16 protein-coding genes are annotated in these 14913 nt (G+C 58.8%); 5 read left to right on the top strand and 11 right to left on the bottom strand.

The window, feature by feature from the left end; genetic code table 11:
• Positions 1–21: 21 nt before the first annotated feature.
• From BN1130_RS18230 to trmJ, 3 genes are all read right to left on the bottom strand, one after another.
• Complete coding sequence (locus BN1130_RS18230) at positions 22–1236, bottom strand: IscS subfamily cysteine desulfurase (protein WP_042043745.1); 1215 nt, start codon at positions 1234–1236, stop codon at positions 22–24.
• Positions 1237–1288: 52 nt separating this feature from the next.
• A complete protein-coding gene (gene iscR / locus BN1130_RS18225) occupies positions 1289–1792 on the bottom strand; it encodes a Fe-S cluster assembly transcriptional regulator IscR (protein ID WP_042043744.1) in 504 nt (167 codons plus the stop codon).
• 89 nt (positions 1793–1881) lie between these two features.
• Complete coding sequence (gene trmJ, locus BN1130_RS18220) at positions 1882–2610, bottom strand: tRNA (cytosine(32)/uridine(32)-2'-O)-methyltransferase TrmJ (protein WP_042043743.1); 729 nt, start codon at positions 2608–2610, stop codon at positions 1882–1884.
• A 157-nt stretch (positions 2611–2767) separates the two neighbouring features.
• On the opposite strand from trmJ, the gene BN1130_RS18215 reads away from it, so the two are divergent.
• Positions 2768–3175 carry a hypothetical protein gene (locus BN1130_RS18215; protein WP_042043741.1) on the top strand — a complete coding sequence of 136 codons (408 nt, stop codon included), beginning with the start codon at positions 2768–2770 and terminating at the stop codon, positions 3173–3175.
• Here BN1130_RS18215 and ubiT read toward each other — a convergent pair.
• Positions 3128–3661, bottom strand: coding sequence for a ubiquinone anaerobic biosynthesis accessory factor UbiT (ubiT, locus tag BN1130_RS18210; protein ID WP_042043740.1), 534 nt, complete (start codon positions 3659–3661; stop codon positions 3128–3130). The genes BN1130_RS18215 and ubiT overlap by 48 nt on opposite strands.
• A gap of 185 nt (positions 3662–3846) precedes the next feature.
• Here ubiT and ubiU point away from each other — a divergent pair, with 185 nt between their 5' ends.
• Positions 3847–4842 carry a ubiquinone anaerobic biosynthesis protein UbiU gene (gene ubiU / locus BN1130_RS18205; protein ID WP_042043739.1) on the top strand — a complete coding sequence of 332 codons (996 nt, stop codon included), beginning with the start codon at positions 3847–3849 and terminating at the stop codon, positions 4840–4842.
• Between the two features lie 79 nt (positions 4843–4921).
• Positions 4922–5794: a U32 family peptidase gene (locus tag BN1130_RS18200; RefSeq protein ID WP_042043738.1), complete on the top strand. Its 873-nt coding sequence runs from the start codon at positions 4922–4924 to the stop codon at positions 5792–5794.
• 58 nt (positions 5795–5852) lie between these two features.
• Here BN1130_RS18200 and nlpI read toward each other — a convergent pair whose 3' ends face one another.
• The 7 genes from nlpI to queA form a co-directional block, all read right to left on the bottom strand.
• The gene (nlpI, locus tag BN1130_RS18195) at positions 5853–6803 is read right to left on the bottom strand and encodes a lipoprotein NlpI (RefSeq protein ID WP_306382045.1); all 951 of its coding nucleotides are present in this window, start codon (positions 6801–6803) and stop codon (positions 5853–5855) included.
• A 90-nt stretch (positions 6804–6893) separates the two neighbouring features.
• Entirely contained in the window at positions 6894–7262 is a 369-nt protein-coding gene (locus tag BN1130_RS18190; RefSeq protein WP_042043736.1) for a rhodanese-like domain-containing protein, read from the bottom strand.
• 187 nt (positions 7263–7449) lie between these two features.
• Positions 7450–8397: a protein translocase subunit SecF gene (gene secF / locus BN1130_RS18185; RefSeq protein ID WP_042043734.1), complete on the bottom strand. Its 948-nt coding sequence runs from the start codon at positions 8395–8397 to the stop codon at positions 7450–7452.
• 9 nt (positions 8398–8406) lie between these two features.
• On the bottom strand, positions 8407–10260 hold the full coding sequence (gene secD / locus BN1130_RS18180) for a protein translocase subunit SecD (RefSeq protein ID WP_042043733.1): 1854 nt from the start codon (positions 10258–10260) through the stop codon (positions 8407–8409).
• An 18-nt stretch (positions 10261–10278) separates the two neighbouring features.
• Positions 10279–10611, bottom strand: coding sequence for a preprotein translocase subunit YajC (yajC, locus tag BN1130_RS18175; RefSeq protein ID WP_005899993.1), 333 nt, complete (start codon positions 10609–10611; stop codon positions 10279–10281).
• 57 nt (positions 10612–10668) lie between these two features.
• The gene (tgt, locus tag BN1130_RS18170) at positions 10669–11802 is read right to left on the bottom strand and encodes a tRNA guanosine(34) transglycosylase Tgt (RefSeq protein WP_042043732.1); all 1134 of its coding nucleotides are present in this window, start codon (positions 11800–11802) and stop codon (positions 10669–10671) included.
• A 75-nt stretch (positions 11803–11877) separates the two neighbouring features.
• Positions 11878–12924, bottom strand: a complete 1047-nt coding sequence (queA, locus tag BN1130_RS18165) for a tRNA preQ1(34) S-adenosylmethionine ribosyltransferase-isomerase QueA (RefSeq protein ID WP_042043731.1) — start codon at positions 12922–12924, stop codon at positions 11878–11880.
• Between the two features lie 231 nt (positions 12925–13155).
• On the opposite strand from queA, the gene BN1130_RS18160 reads away from it, so the two are divergent.
• Positions 13156–13620, top strand: a complete 465-nt coding sequence (locus tag BN1130_RS18160) for a CBS domain-containing protein (RefSeq protein ID WP_042043730.1) — start codon at positions 13156–13158, stop codon at positions 13618–13620.
• A gap of 695 nt (positions 13621–14315) precedes the next feature.
• Positions 14316–14882, top strand: coding sequence for an alkyl hydroperoxide reductase subunit C (gene ahpC, locus BN1130_RS18155; RefSeq protein ID WP_017411392.1), 567 nt, complete (start codon positions 14316–14318; stop codon positions 14880–14882).
• Positions 14883–14913: the final 31 nt, after the last annotated feature.

Genomic DNA, 14913 nt, shown 5'->3' with positions numbered 1-14913 from the left:
TGTAGCCACTGACCTTGAGGATCAGTGGTGTGCCCATTCGACCGTGTTCAGATCGACGCCGTCCTTGTACATCTCCCACAGGGGAGACATCTCGCGCAGACGACCGATGGAGCCACGGATAAGCTCGACTGCATAGTCGATCTCTTCTTCTGTCGTGAAGCGACCCATGGTGAAACGAATGGAGCTGTGTGCCAGCTCGTCGTTCAGACCCAAGGCGCGCAATACATAAGAGGGTTCCAGGCTGGCGGAGGTACAGGCTGAGCCGGAAGAGACCGCCAGATCCTTGAGTGCCATGATGAGGGATTCCCCTTCCACATAGGCAAAGCTGACGTTGAGGTTGCCCGGCACGCGCTGCTCGAGGTCACCGTTGATGTAAACGGCCTCCATGTCTTTCACCCCGTCCCACAGACGCTGGCGCAGGGCCATCATCCGCGGCGCTTCACTGGCCATCTCTTCTTTGGCAATGCGGAACGCCTCGCCCATGCCGACTATCTGATGAGTCGGCAGGGTGCCGGAGCGCATGCCGCGCTCATGACCGCCACCGTGCATCTGGGCTTCCAGACGAACCCGGGGCTTGCGGCGCACATAGAGGGCACCGATGCCTTTGGGGCCATAGACCTTGTGAGCGGAGACGGAGAGCAGGTCGACCTTGAGGGCCTCGACATCGACCGGGATCTTGCCCGCGCTCTGAACGGCATCGACGTGCAGGAAAATCTTGCGCGAACGGCACAGGTTGCCGATGGCCGCGATATCTTGTACCACGCCGATCTCGTTATTGACGTGCATGATGCTGACCAGCACGGTGTCATCACGCATGGCGCCTTCAATCTGCTCAAGGGTGAACAGACCGTTGGGCAGCGGCTCGAGGTAAGTCACCTCATAGCCTTCACGCTCCAGCTGACGGCAGGTGTCGAGCACCGCTTTGTGTTCAGTCTTGGAGGTGATGATGTGCTTGCCCTTGCTGGCATAGAAGTGTGCTATGCCCTTGATGGCCAAGTTATTGGATTCAGTCGCACCAGAGGTGAACACGATCTCGCGGGGATCGGCACCAATGAGCTCTGCCACTTGATTACGGGCCAGGTCGACCGCCTCTTCAGCCTGCCAGCCGAAACGGTGAGAACGGGAAGCTGGATTGCCGAACAGGCCATCCATGGTGAGGCACTGCATCATCTTCTCTGCGACTCTGGGGTCAACAGGGCAGGTTGCCGAATAATCAAGGTATATAGGCAGTTTCATCTTTTTCTCCGTTACAGACCCACCACACATCGGTTGGCTGTGGAAAGCACGTTTATAGTTGGACTTTCAAGCTCACATCGCCGCGTTCTACCCGATCAACCAGGGACAACACGGTCTTCATCTGTTCATCTTGCTTGTCAGCAATGCGGCGTACATCTGTCTGCCCGACCAGTTCGGCCAGGGAGATATCACCGAGGAAACTGGAGATGCGCTCACTGAGATCGCGCCACAGGGAGTGGGTCAGACACTGGGTGCCACCGTGGCAGCCACCTTTCCCCAAGCACTTGGTGGCATCGACCGACTCATCGACTGCGGTGATCACCTGGCCGACCGAGATGGCCGCCGGATCCAGACCGAGTCGATATCCGCCGCCGGGGCCGCGCACACTGCTCACCAGACCATGCTTGCGCAGGCGGGCAAACAACTGTTCCAGATAGGAGAGAGAGATACCCTGGCGCTCGGAAATATCGGCCAGGGGCACAGGCCCCTGATCAGCATGCAACGCCACGTCGAGCATGGCGGTTACTGCATAACGTCCTTTGGAAGTCAGTCTCATATCCGTTACCGTCTTGCGAACCAATTGGCAATAATGGTCACATACCCGACTAATTCAGTCAAGTATATAGTTGACCGTTTTAGTCGGGATTAATCCTGCGGTCTTGGTTTCTGAACCGACGTCAATATGCCGCGCAAGATGTTGAGTTCGACCGCCTCGGGACGGGCCCGATTGAACAGGCGACGCAGCTTGTTGATCACCTGCCCCGGATGCTCTTCGCTAATGAAGCCGGTCTGCAGCAGTGTCTGCTCCAGATGGCGATAAAAACCATCAAGCTGTTCACCACTCGGGTAGGCGACCTCATTCATGGGCTCTGGGACCTGCTCCTGGCTCGCCAGCCAGTGCATGCGTATCTCGTAGCAGAGGGTCTGCACCGCCATGGCGAGGTTGAGGGAGCTATATTCGGGATTGGCCGGAATGGCCACATGGAAGTGGCACTTCTGCAGTTCGTCATTGGTGAGACCCGTGCGCTCACGGCCAAAGACCAAGGCAACCGGATGCTGGTTCGCCTCCCTCACCAGCTGCTCTCCCGCTTCGCGCGGATCCAGCATGGGCCAGCTCAGGGTACGCGAACGCGCGCTGGTTCCGATCACCAGGGCGCAATCGGCGATCGCCTCATCCAGGGTCGCAACGACACGGGCATTGGCCAGTATGTCGCTGGCACCCGCCGCCAGGGCGTTAGCATGGCTATCGGGCAGCTCCTGGGGATCAACCAGTATCATATTGCTCAGGCCCATGGTCTTCATGGCGCGAGCGGCCGAGCCCATGTTGCCGGTGTGAGAGGTGTTTACCAAGACGATACGAATCTTATCCAACATTCCCGGTCAATCTTTCGTGAAAAATGGCGCGCAATTGTAACATAGCCAATCCCCCTTTTGGCATCGTAAATACCGATCCATTTCACGGTAAGCGGGAACTAATCCCCCAGGGAGTCGGGACTAACAAGATAGGGAGACGGTTCAGAGGTACGCCGGCATGTTGCCACGCAGGTTATACGAAAGTTTGCCAAGCGTTTATCTGGGCGGGGGGAGCCTGCTGCTACTGCTTGGTCATCACCCCCTGCTATGGGGGGCTGGTGCCCTGTTGTTTGGCTGTGGCGCCCTGATCTGGATGATGCGCTCCAGCTACAGGCGCACCGATCTGGTGGTCTATCCGCGGCATCGCTGGTTTCGCCCCGAGTGGCTCTATGAAGCGCAGCCCTTTCTCCTGCTCGGGCTGGCCATTGCCCTGGGCCAGCACGAGCAAGGGCGTTGGCTGGCGCTGCTGGCCGCTTGCTGGGCCCTGCGCTGCCTCTGGGCAAGGCACTTGCATCGCCACCATACCCCGGGGCTGGCGTCACAACTGAAGCGCTGCACCCTGCGCCGTCGCCACCGTTTGTTCTGAGGCTCCCTTTCCGCGCTCGATGAGGTGCGCCAGATCCAGCAAGGGGTACTTGAGCAAGGCAGGCAGGGAGGCCAGATCCAGGCTATCTATCAGGTTCTTGAGCTCGAGGCCAAGTTCGGTATCCCCTTCAATCTTGAGGCGCCGCTGGAAGAAGAGCGTGTCCGGATCTTCCTTGCGCGCCGCGATGAGGATGAGATCCTCGGCGCCACCGCTGAAGCTGACATCCACCCGAGGCGCCCCCTTGACCACCGCCAGCTGACCTTCGCGCAGGCTGATGAACCAGGACAGTGCCAGATCCGTCACCTCAACCTTCAGCCACTTGTCCGTCAGGAAGTCGAGATCCCCGTCCGCGATAGCCTCCCGAAACACCCGGGCCAGCAAGGGTTCCATCAACCTGCGCTGCAGGGTAAAGGGCACCAGCCCCAAAGGGCGGCGCAGCAGTTGGGGGGCCCGTTCGACCAGACGGTGCTGCAGTTGTTGAAACACGATTCACTCCTCATGAGGTTTTCGGGCATTCAAACACAGGCCGAGGAGATGGATCCTGTTGAAAATCAAACTTGTGCGCGGTTAACCCTCTCTGGGTAAAGCCACCGAAAACTGCCTCAGGTCAAAAAGCGTGACGACAACCCTGCATACAATCGGGACACTTTTGCGTGATCGGAGCACAACCGATGGAATTACTCTGCCCGGCAGGCAGCCTGCCGGCCCTGAAAAGTGCCGTGGATAACGGCGCAGATGCCGTCTATATCGGCTTCAAGGATGACACCAATGCCCGCCATTTCGCGGGGCTCAATTTCGATGGCGGCAAGCTGGAAAAAGCGGTCGACTATGTCCATCAACATGGCCGCAAGCTGCATATCGCCATCAACACCTTCGCCCACCCAAACCAGCATGCCAGGTGGCAACAAGCGGTAGACAGAGGGGTGGAACTCGGCGCCGATGCGCTCATCATCGCCGATCTGGCCGTGCTCGATTATGCCAGCCGCCGCTACCCCGAGATGGAACTCCATGTCTCGGTGCAGGCCAGCGCCACCAATGCCGCCGCGATCCGCTTCTATCAGCAAGCGTTCAAGGCGACCCGCATTGTGCTGCCCCGGGTGCTCTCCATGCATCAGGTCAGGCAGTTGTCCCGCGAGACCGACGTCGGCCTGGAAGTCTTCGCCTTTGGCAGCCTCTGCATCATGGCGGAGGGGCGCTGCTACCTCTCCTCCTACTTGACCGGGGAGAGCCCCAACACCGTCGGCGCCTGCTCACCGGCCAAGTACGTGCGCTGGGAAGAGACCCCAAAAGGGCTCGAGTCCAGGCTCAACGAGGTGCTGATCGATCGCTACGGACCCGGTGAAAACGCCGGCTACCCGACCCTGTGCAAGGGGCGCTTCGAGGTGGATGGCCAGACTTATCATGCCCTGGAGGAACCCACCAGCCTCAACACCTTGGGGTTGTTGCCCGAGCTGTTTGGTGCCGGCGTGCAGTCAGTCAAGATTGAGGGGCGCCAGCGCAGCCCGGCCTACGTCGAACAGGTCACCCGGGTATGGCGCGCGGCCATCGACAGCTACCTGAGCGATCCCGAGCACTACAGCGTCAAGCCCGAGTGGGATGCCCAGCTCGCCCGCGTCTCCGAGGGCAGTCAAACCACCCTCGGCGCCTATCACCGCAAATGGCAATAAGGAGAGGCCCTATGCCCCGCTCTCTCAGACAAGACGGCAATATCTTCCACCGCCAGCATGACGGCAAGGAGCACAACTAATGCAATTTTCTCTCGGGCCCCTGCTCTTCTACTGGCCCAAGACCGATACCCAGGCTTTCTATCAGGCCGCCATGGCCAGCGATGCCGACATCATCTATCTGGGCGAGACGGTGTGCAGCAAACGCCGTGAATTCAAGGTCGAGGAGTGGATAGCCCTCGCCAAGCAGATCGCGGCGAGCGGCAAACAGGGGGTGCTCTCCACCCTGGCGCTCATTTCGGCTCCGTCCGAGCTCAAGGAACTCAAGCGGCTGGTCGACAATGGCGAACTGATGATAGAGGCGAACGATCTGGGCGCCGTACAGCTCGCCCGGGAGGCTGGCGTGCCCTTCGTCTGCGGCCCCGCCATCAACGCCTATAACGCCGAGGTGCTGCGCATGCTGCTCAAACAGGGCATGACACGCTGGGTGATGCCGGTGGAGCTCTCCCGCGACTGGCTGGTCACTCTCACCCAGGACTTGGCAACGGATCGCCAGCATTTCGAGGTGGAACTGTTCGGCCATGGCTATCTGCCGCTGGCCTATTCGGCCCGCTGCTTCACGGCCCGCGCCCTGGATAAACCCAAGGATGGCTGCGAGCTGGCCTGCATCCACTATCCGACCGGCCGCCAGGCCCTGAGTCGGGAGGGACAACCGCTCTTCAACCTCAATGGGATCCAGACCCAATCAGGTTACTGCTACAACCTGGGCAATGAACTTGGCGGTATGGCGGGTCTGGTGGATGTGGTGCGCCTCTCCCCACAAGGGATGGATACCCTGGATACCTTGGCCCAGTTCAGGGCCAACCAGCAGGGCCTGGCTCCCCTGCCCCTCTCGGGGGATCGCGAATGCAACGGCTACTGGCACCAGATCCCGGGCATCCGCCTGGCGCAATGAGCACGGCACCAACAACAATAAAGGCCTCGCAATGAGGCCTTTATGTTAACAGCGCAACTTAGAGCGCGGCGGGTTTGCCGCTTTGCTCGCCCTGGGGCTGACTGCCCGGGGGCGGCGACTTTCTCGCCATCAACTCCAGCTCCAGCAACGCATATCTGTGCTCGATGAAGTCATAGACGTTGTTGGCCAGCGCCAGCTTGAAGTAGCTGATCGCCTCTTTGCGGTTACCCTTGAACAGCTCGAACTTGCCGAGATAGAAGTAGGTCTCGCACAGGCGCTCGGCCAGTTCACGGTTGTCCTTGACCCCTTTCACCACGCTGCCCATCAGCTGGGTCGCATTGATCTGGCCGGTGTAAAGGCGCACCAGATCCCAGTTCCAGGCATCATCACCCTGCTTGTTCAGGTGATCCCGCAGATGGCTCATGGCCGTCGACTCGTCGAGTTTGCGCTCGGCCAGATAGAACCAGAGGGCCCGATAGGGATCTTCGGGCTGGGCATCATAGAAACGCTTCATGTCCGAGACGGACAGGGCGGCTCTGTTGCCGTAATAGAGGGCGATGCCACGATTCAAATAGGCATAGTCATAATCCGGGGCCAGCTCCAGCGCCGAGTCGAATGCCTCATAGGCCTCGTCATAGTTCTGCTGCTGAACCAGATAGACACCGATAAAGTTGTAGGCCTCGGCAAAGTCCGGCTTCTCCCGCAAGGCGCGGTTGAAGTCGAGCCGGGCCAGGGAACGCAGTCCCACCCGATCGAACACCACGGCGCGCTCGTAGAACAGCTCGGCACGTTGCTCAGGAGTCAGCTCCATCTCACCCAGCATCTGTCCCAGACGGGCCAGGGCCAGTTCGCTCTGATAGGAAACCTGTAACGGCGTCGCCAGCACCAGCGATGTGGGCTGCGGTTGGGTAACTTTAGGGGGCTCTACCTGACTACTACTGCTGCATCCCCACAGGGGCAGCAACACCAGGACACCGAGCAGGTATCCCATCCCTTTACTGACGCTCAATGAACACTCCGACCCAGACCCTTGACCTGGCATATGGTAAAGAGGAAGCAAGGCTTTGTCATGTGGCTGGCCTGCTTCTCGACAAATAAATCAGGATTCGACAGGGTATCCAGCCTCGGACCAGCCCCGAAAGCCTCCATCGACGCTGACCACATGGCGATATCCCATCTTCTGCAGGGCATCGGTCGCCAATATGGAGCGAAAGCCGCCACCGCAGTAAAGGAAGAGTTCCGTATCAGGATCCGGGTAACGGAGCTCGATATCGCGCTCGATCACCCCTTTGCCGAGGTAACTGGCCCCCGGCAGATGACCCTTGGCCCACTCGCTCTCCTCGCGGACATCAATCAGGTGAAAGGTGCGCCCCTCATCCTGCCAACGTTTTATCTGGTGCACATCGGTTTCGGTAATCTGGCCACGAATGGCCTCAACCAAAGCGAGGAAACGGGGACTGTGTTGCATGGAAGGCTCCTTGCGGTCAGGAATGGCGGATCACGGCTGGCATGGGAGCCCGCCCGGAAGATAGCAAGCCATGACCATACGGGGGATGGGCGCATTTGTCACCCCCCTCCTTGTGCAACCCATAGCGCCGCTCAAAAAAAGAGAGCGCCCGGAGGCGCTCTCTTTCATCAAGGCTGTCGACCAGCAATCAGGGCATGATCTCTGGTAGATCGGCTCCTTCTTTATCGACTTGGGTCGGCAGCATGTGCTCCCGTTTGATGCCGAAGAACATGGCGGAGGCACTCGCCACATAGATGGAGGAGTAGGTCCCGAAGGCCACCCCGATCACCATGGCGATGGCAAAACCATGGATCAAGGGTCCACCCTTGAGCAGCAGCGCCACCACCACCACGAAGGTCAGCCCCGAAGTGATGATGGTCCGGCTCAGGGTTTCGGTCATGGAGAGATCCATGATGTAGGGGGTATCTCCTTTGCGCACCTTGCGGAAGTTCTCCCGCACCCGGTCAAACACCACTATGGTGTCGTTCAGGGAGTAACCCACCAGAGTCATCAAGGCCGCCAATACGGTCAAGTCGAACTCGTACTGGAAGTAGGCAAAGATGCCGAGGGTGATGATGACATCGTGCGCCAGGGAGAGGATACCCCCCATCGCCAGCCGCCACTCAAACCGCACCGCCACGTAGGCCAGGATACAGAGGATGGAAGCCAGCATGGCCAAGGCCCCGTCTGTCGCCAGTTCATCACCCACCGAAGGGCCGACGAATTCGACTCGCTTGAGAATGGCGCCTTCATCAACCAGCTTCGCAGCTGCCAAGACTTCGTTGCCCTGTTGCTCCACCTTGACCCCCTCTTTCGGAGTCATGCGCACCAGTACGTCACGGCTGGAACCGAAGAATTGCAGGGTCGCCCCTTCAATCTTCCGCTCTGCCAGTGCTTCGTGCATCTTGTCCAGGCTCACCGACTGCTGGAACCCCACCTCGATGGTGGTACCACCGGTAAAGTCCAGCCCCCAGTTCAAACCCCGATCGAACAGGCAGAACAGGGCGAGTATCGTCAGCAAGGCAGAGAACACCATTCCCGACTTGGCAAAGCGCATGAAGGGGATGGGCTTTTCAAAATGTAGAATCTGAAACATGTCTCTTCCTTAGATCGGCAGCTTGTCGATGCGCCGTCCACCCCAGGCCAGGTTGATAATGGCGCGGGATACCGTGATGGCCGTAAACATGGAGGCGGTCAGACCTATACCCAGGGTCAGGGCGAAGCCCTTGATGGCCCCGGTGCCGATACCAAACAGGATCACACAGGTGATGAGCGAGGTGATGTTCGAGTCGGCGATAGTCGAGAAGGCGCGGTCGAAGCCCATGTGAATGGCTTGCTGCACCCCGCGACCATTGCGGATCTCTTCACGAATACGCTCGTAGATCAGCACGTTCGCATCCACCGCCATCCCCAGCGTCAAGACGATACCGGCGATACCCGGCAGAGTCATGGTGGCCCCCGGTATCATCGACATGATGCCGACGATCAGCACCAGGTTCATGGTGAGGGCCAGGTTGGCCACCCAACCGAACGCACGGTAGTAGATCCCCATGAACAGCACTATCACCAGCATGGCCCAGCCGATGGCTTCCATACCGTTGTCGATGTTCTGCTGACCGAGGCTCGGGCCTATAGTGCGCTCTTCCACTATCTGGATGGGCGCAATCAGGGCACCGGCACGCAGCAGCAGCGCCAGGTTGTGGGCTTCGTTGGCGTTGTCTATGCCGGTGATGCGGAACTGGCTTCCCAGCCGTGACTGGATAGTCGCGACGTTGATCACCTCTTCCTGCTTGCGGAACTTGCGCTTGCCGTCCGGACCGGGTTGACCCACCGGCTTGTATTCGATGAATACGGTGGCCATGCCTTTACCCACATTGTCCTTGGTAAAGTTGGCCATCTTGTTGCCACCCTGGCCATCGAGCTTGATGTTGACCTGGGGACGGCTGTACTCGTCGAAGCCCGACTGGGCACCGACAATATGGTCACCGGTCAGGATGATGCGTTTTTGCAGCACCACGGGGCGGCCATTGCGATCGGTATAGACCTTGGAGCTCGGCGGTACCCGGCCATCGGCGGCAGCCTGGGGATCGGCGGTCTCATCCACCATGTGGAATTCCAGGGTCGCGGTGGCGCCCAGAATTTCCTTGGCACGGGCGGTATCCTGGATACCGGGCAACTCGACCACGATGCGCTCGGCACCCTGTTGCTGCACCAGCGGCTCGGCGACGCCCAGCTCGTTGACCCGGTTACGGATGATGGTGATGTTCTGCTCGAGAGCGTACTTCTTCACCTCCTTGATCTTGGCTTCACTCAAGGTAGCCAGGATCAGGAAGTCATCACCCTTCTGCTCGCTGTTGAAGGTCAGATCCGCATTCTGGCGGCGCAGATGGGCGATGGCCTTCTCTTGATCCGCTTCATCACGGAACAGGATTTCAACCTGATCGCCGCTGCGGCGCACCCCAGAGTAACGGATCTTCTGGGTACGCAGCTCGGTACGGAAATCCTGCACCATCTGATCTTGCTGCTTGACCAGCGCCTCGGCCATGTCCACTTCCATCAGGAAATGCACACCACCGCGCAGGTCGAGACCCAGCTTGAGGGGAGCGGCACCGATCGCCTCGAGCCAGGCGGGCGTGGACGGCGCCAGGTTCAGCGCGGTGACAAAGTCATCACCCAGCTTGGACGCAACCAGGTCGCGGGCCTTGAGCTGATCTTCGGTATTGGTGAAACGGACCAGGATCTGGTCATGTTCGAAGGCGGCATGTTTGACCGGAATAGCGGCCTCATCCAGGATCGCTTTAACCTGATCCAGCGTCTTGAGCTGAACGTCGGCACCGCGACTGGCGGAGACTTGCAGAGCCGGATCTTCACCGTACAGGTTGGGGGCTGCATATAGAAAACCGATGGCGATCACGATGATCACCATCAGGTATTTCCACAGCGGATAGCGGTTTAACACGCTGTGCTCCTTGGGAGATTAAAGGGACTGGATAGAACCTTTGGGCAGAACGGCGGTGACGAAATCACGCTTGATGGTGACCTGGGTCTGATCGTTCAGGGCCAGTACCAGATAGTCGTTCTCGGTGGAGACTTTGGCGATTTTACCGACCAGGCCACCGGAGGTGAGCACTTCATCGCCCTTGGCCAGTGAGCTCATCAGGTTTTTATGTTCCTTTACACGCTTGGCTTGCGGACGATAGATCATGAAGTAGAAGATCAGGCCAAACACGGCCAGCATGATGATCATTTCCATGCCGCCACCCTGGGGACCGGCACCGACGTCTGCATAGGCCTTGGAGATAATGCTCATTTAACAACCTCTTATTGATATGGATTTAAGACACAACGCGCTGATACGTTGTTGTTATTACACGTTTTCTTCAGCTAATGGAGGCACGGCCTTCCCTTGCCGACGATAAAACTCAGTCACAAAGTCGTCTAATTTACCCTGCTCGATCGCGTCCCGCAAACCCTGCATCACTCGCTGGTAATAACGCAGGTTGTGAATGGTGTTCAAACGGGCACCTAATATCTCGTTGCACTTGTCCAGATGGTACAAATAGCTGCGGGTGTAGTTCTTGCAGGTGTAGCAATCGCAGTCCGCATCCAGGGTGCTGGTATCCTCGCGATACTTGGCGTTGCGGATCTTGACCACCCCGTCCGTGGTAAACAGATGACCGTTGCGGGCGTTGCGGGTCGGCATCACGCAGTCGAACATGTCGACGCCGCGGCGCACCCCTTCCACCAGATCCTCCGGCTTGCCCACCCCCATCAGGTAGCGCGGCTTGTCGGCCGGGATCCGTGGGCAGACGTGCTCGAGGATGCGATGCATGTCTTCCTTGGGCTCACCCACCGCCAGGCCGCCGACCGCGTAGCCGTCAAAACCTATCTCGAGCAGGCCGTCGAGGGAGACATCCCGCAGCGGCTCGTAGACGGAGCCCTGGATGATGCCAAACAGGGCATTCTTGTTGCCCATCTCATCAAACTTGTCACGGGAGCGCTTGGCCCAGCGCAGGGACATCTCCATGGACTTGCGGGCTTCTTCATAGGTCGCCGGGTACGGCGTGCACTCGTCGAAGATCATCACGATGTCGGAGCCCAGATCGTACTGGATCTCCATGGACTTCTCGGGGTCGAGGAAGATCTTCTCACCGTTGATGGGGTGACGGAAGTGCACGCCCTCCTCGGTGATCTTGCGGATGTGACCCAGGCTGAACACCTGGAAGCCACCGGAGTCGGTCAGGATAGGACCCTGCCAGTTCATGAAGTCATGCAGATCCCCGTGGGCGCGCATCACCGCCTGCCCCGGCCGCAGCCAGAGGTGGAAGGTGTTGCCGAGCAGGATCTGGGCGCCGGTCTCGCGCACCTCTTCCGGGGTCATGCCCTTGACGGTGCCGTAGGTGCCGACCGGCATAAAGGCCGGGGTCTGCACAGTGCCGCGCTCGAAGACCAGTTGGCCGCGACGGGCGCGGCCGTCAGTGGTTTTCAGTTCAAATTTCATCACTACCTCTATTCAGTCAGAGAAACAGTCTGACAGCAGGGAGCCCGACGGGCCCGATATGGGACTGAACGCGGCTCAGCCCCGGCGACGGGTGACGAACATGGCGTCCCCGTAGCTGAAGAAACGGTACTGCTCGGCCACGGCCGCCTGATAGGCCGCCATCACGTTCTCATACCCGGCGAAAGCACTGACCAGCATGATCAGGGTCGATTCCGGCAGATGGAAGTTGGTGACCATGGCATCGACCACCTGGAACTGGTAGCCGGGGAAGATGAAGATGTCGGTGTCGCTGAAAAACGGCGCCAGCGGCTTGCCCTGGGCCAGGGTCACCTTGGCCGCACTCTCCAGGGAACGCACCGAGGTGGTGCCCACCGCAATCACGCGACCACCACGGGCCCGGGTCGCGGCTATGGCGTCCACCACCTCCTGGGGCACCTCGGCATATTCCGAGTGCATGTGGTGATCTTCAATCTTGTCGACCCGCACCGGCTGGAAGGTGCCCGCTCCCACATGCAGGGTGACGAAGGCGGTCTCCACCCCTTTGGCCCGGATCTTCGCCAGCAGGGGCTCATCGAAGTGCAGACCCGCGGTCGGCGCCGCCACGGCGCCCGGCTTCTGGTTGTAGACGGTCTGGTAGCGCTCCTTGTCGGCATCCTCGTCGGGCCTGTCAATATAAGGCGGCAACGGCATGTGGCCGATGGCTTCCAGGATCTCCAGCACCGGACGGGAGTCCAGGAAGTGGATCTCGAACAGGGCGTCGTGGCGGGCACGCATCTCGGCTTCCACACCGCCATCGAGTATGAGACGGGTGCCGGGCTTGGGCGCTTTGGAGGCGCGCACATGGGCCAGCACGCTCTTCTCATCCAATATGCGCTCCACCAGCACCTCCAGCTTGCCGCCGCTGGCCTTCTGGCCAAACATGCGAGCCGGAATGACCCGGGTGTTGTTGAACACCAGCAGATCGCCGGGATTGAGCAGGTCGAGTACGTCGACAAATTGGCCGTGACGCAGGGCGCCGCTGTCGCCATCGAGTTGTAGCAGACGGCTGGCCGTGCGCTCGCTCATGGGATAGCGGGCGATCAGCGCATCGGGCAGCTCAAAGGAAAAATCGGATACTTGCATCGTGACTACTTGGCTTGGCAATAGGATCGGCGGCTAGTCTAGTTATCCCCTCCTGGCATGGCAACCGAAAAGGCCAAAAACACAAGGGATACAAGGGGTACAGACCGACTTTGTGAACCAGGAACCGTTAATTCGGCTATCGCCTTTCCCCTTGACTCCGATCATGTTTCGCCCCTCGGCGCTGGGCTAGGGTGAAGTGAGCCACACAAGGTTGGCCCCAAGGAGGTTTGCATGATGACCCTGAGCGAGATAATGACAGAGCAGCCCTTCACCCTGGGGCCGAACAACAGCGTCAAACAGGCAATGGATCTGATGCAGCAGGAGCGGATCCGCCATATCCCCATCGTCAATGAGCAGCAACAGTTGCTGGGCCTGGTCACCCTCACCGACATACTGGCGACCCGCGAATCCAAACTGTTGCTGATTGACCCTGAGCGGGAGGCCGAATTTACCGACAGCGTGCGCCTCGAGGAGATCATGACTCGCAAGGTTTCGACCGTCAGCCCCCATGCCGGCATCAAAGAGGCTGCCCTGTATCTGCAACGGCATCGCTATGGCTGCCTGCCGGTACAAGACAAGGGAGAGCTGATCGGCATCGTCACCGAGTCGGATATGATCACGGTGGCGATCAATTTGCTGGAGCTGATGGAAGATCGCGATCTCTCCCCCATCGGGGATACCACTGACGATCACTGAGTCAATCGCCCCATAATTTGGTAATAAAACTACAAAACACACCAAATTTGACGATCATTTCGCCATAAAGGCCTTGGTGACGCACATATTTGATATAAAAAGAACATAATGGGGTTGCAGTGTGACATGGATCACACTATTATTCCTCCCCTGCAATGTTTGCCGAGAGAATGCCAGTGGCGCGTGCAACCACCCTAGCGTTCTCTCATTGTCTGCAAGTTTGCACACCCCGTAGTGAGTCTTTATTTTTATTGCCATTCCTTTGTTTTGATACCCCGGCCCTGGCGCCGGGATTTTTTTATCTCCCCTCCCCCTGCCGTATCGCCAGACCCTTTGCCAGCGACAGGATCGATGCCGGCATTGACTCGCACCCGCTGAGGCAGCCCTCCTCAGCAAACCTCTACCGCTGCTCATCCAACCGCTCTTCCCGGCGCGACATCACGCCCACCTCACCATTCCCCTCCGACATGAGAGAAAGATGGATTGAACATCTGCCTTATCTTTATAAAACATATGTTTATTCTAAATTGATCGGTATATTCATCCTGGGTACAGGCAAGACGGTTAATCTAAAAAACAGATTTGTCCGATTCATAATTGCCGCTTTAACCGATTGGGGAATGGCCCTATCATCATCCCAGTCAACTAACCCAGGGTCGCAAATCGTTGCCCCAGGGACACACAGGAGCAAATAGATGTCTACCTATATCAATACTGAAATCAAGCCGTTCAACGCTACCGCCTACCATAATGGCAAATTCGTTCAGGTCTCCGACGCTGACTTGAAAGGCAAGTGGTCCGTGGTGTTCTTCTACCCGGCTGACTTCACTTTCGTTTGCCCGACCGAGCTGGGTGACCTGGCTGACAACTACGCCGAATTCAAGAAGCTGGGCGTCGAGATCTACTCCGTCTCCACCGACACTCACTTCACGCACAAAGCGTGGCATGACACCTCCGACACCATTCAGAAGATCCAGTATCCGATGATTGGTGACCCGACTGGCGCCATCACCCGCAACTTCGGCGTGATGATCGAAGAAGCTGGCCTGGCTGACCGTGGCACCTTCGTGATCGACCCGCAGGGCATCATCCAGATCGTTGAAATCAACGCTGGTGGCATCGGCCGTGACGCCCTGGAACTGCTGCGCAAAGTCAAAGCTGCCCAGTACGTTGCTTCCCACCCGGGTGAAGTGTGCCCGGCCAAGTGGAAAGAAGGCGATGCCACCCTGGCCCCGTCCCTGGATCTGGTAGGCAAAATCTAAGCCTCCCTCCTCCAAGACCGGCCCACTCAAG

The sequence above is a fragment of the Aeromonas rivuli genome (genome assembly GCF_000820045.1).
Taxonomy (GTDB): Bacteria; Pseudomonadota; Gammaproteobacteria; order Enterobacterales; family Aeromonadaceae; genus Aeromonas; species Aeromonas rivuli.
The sequence above is the reverse complement of the archived record's forward strand: the minus strand, read 5'-3'. Positions and strand labels throughout refer to the sequence as shown.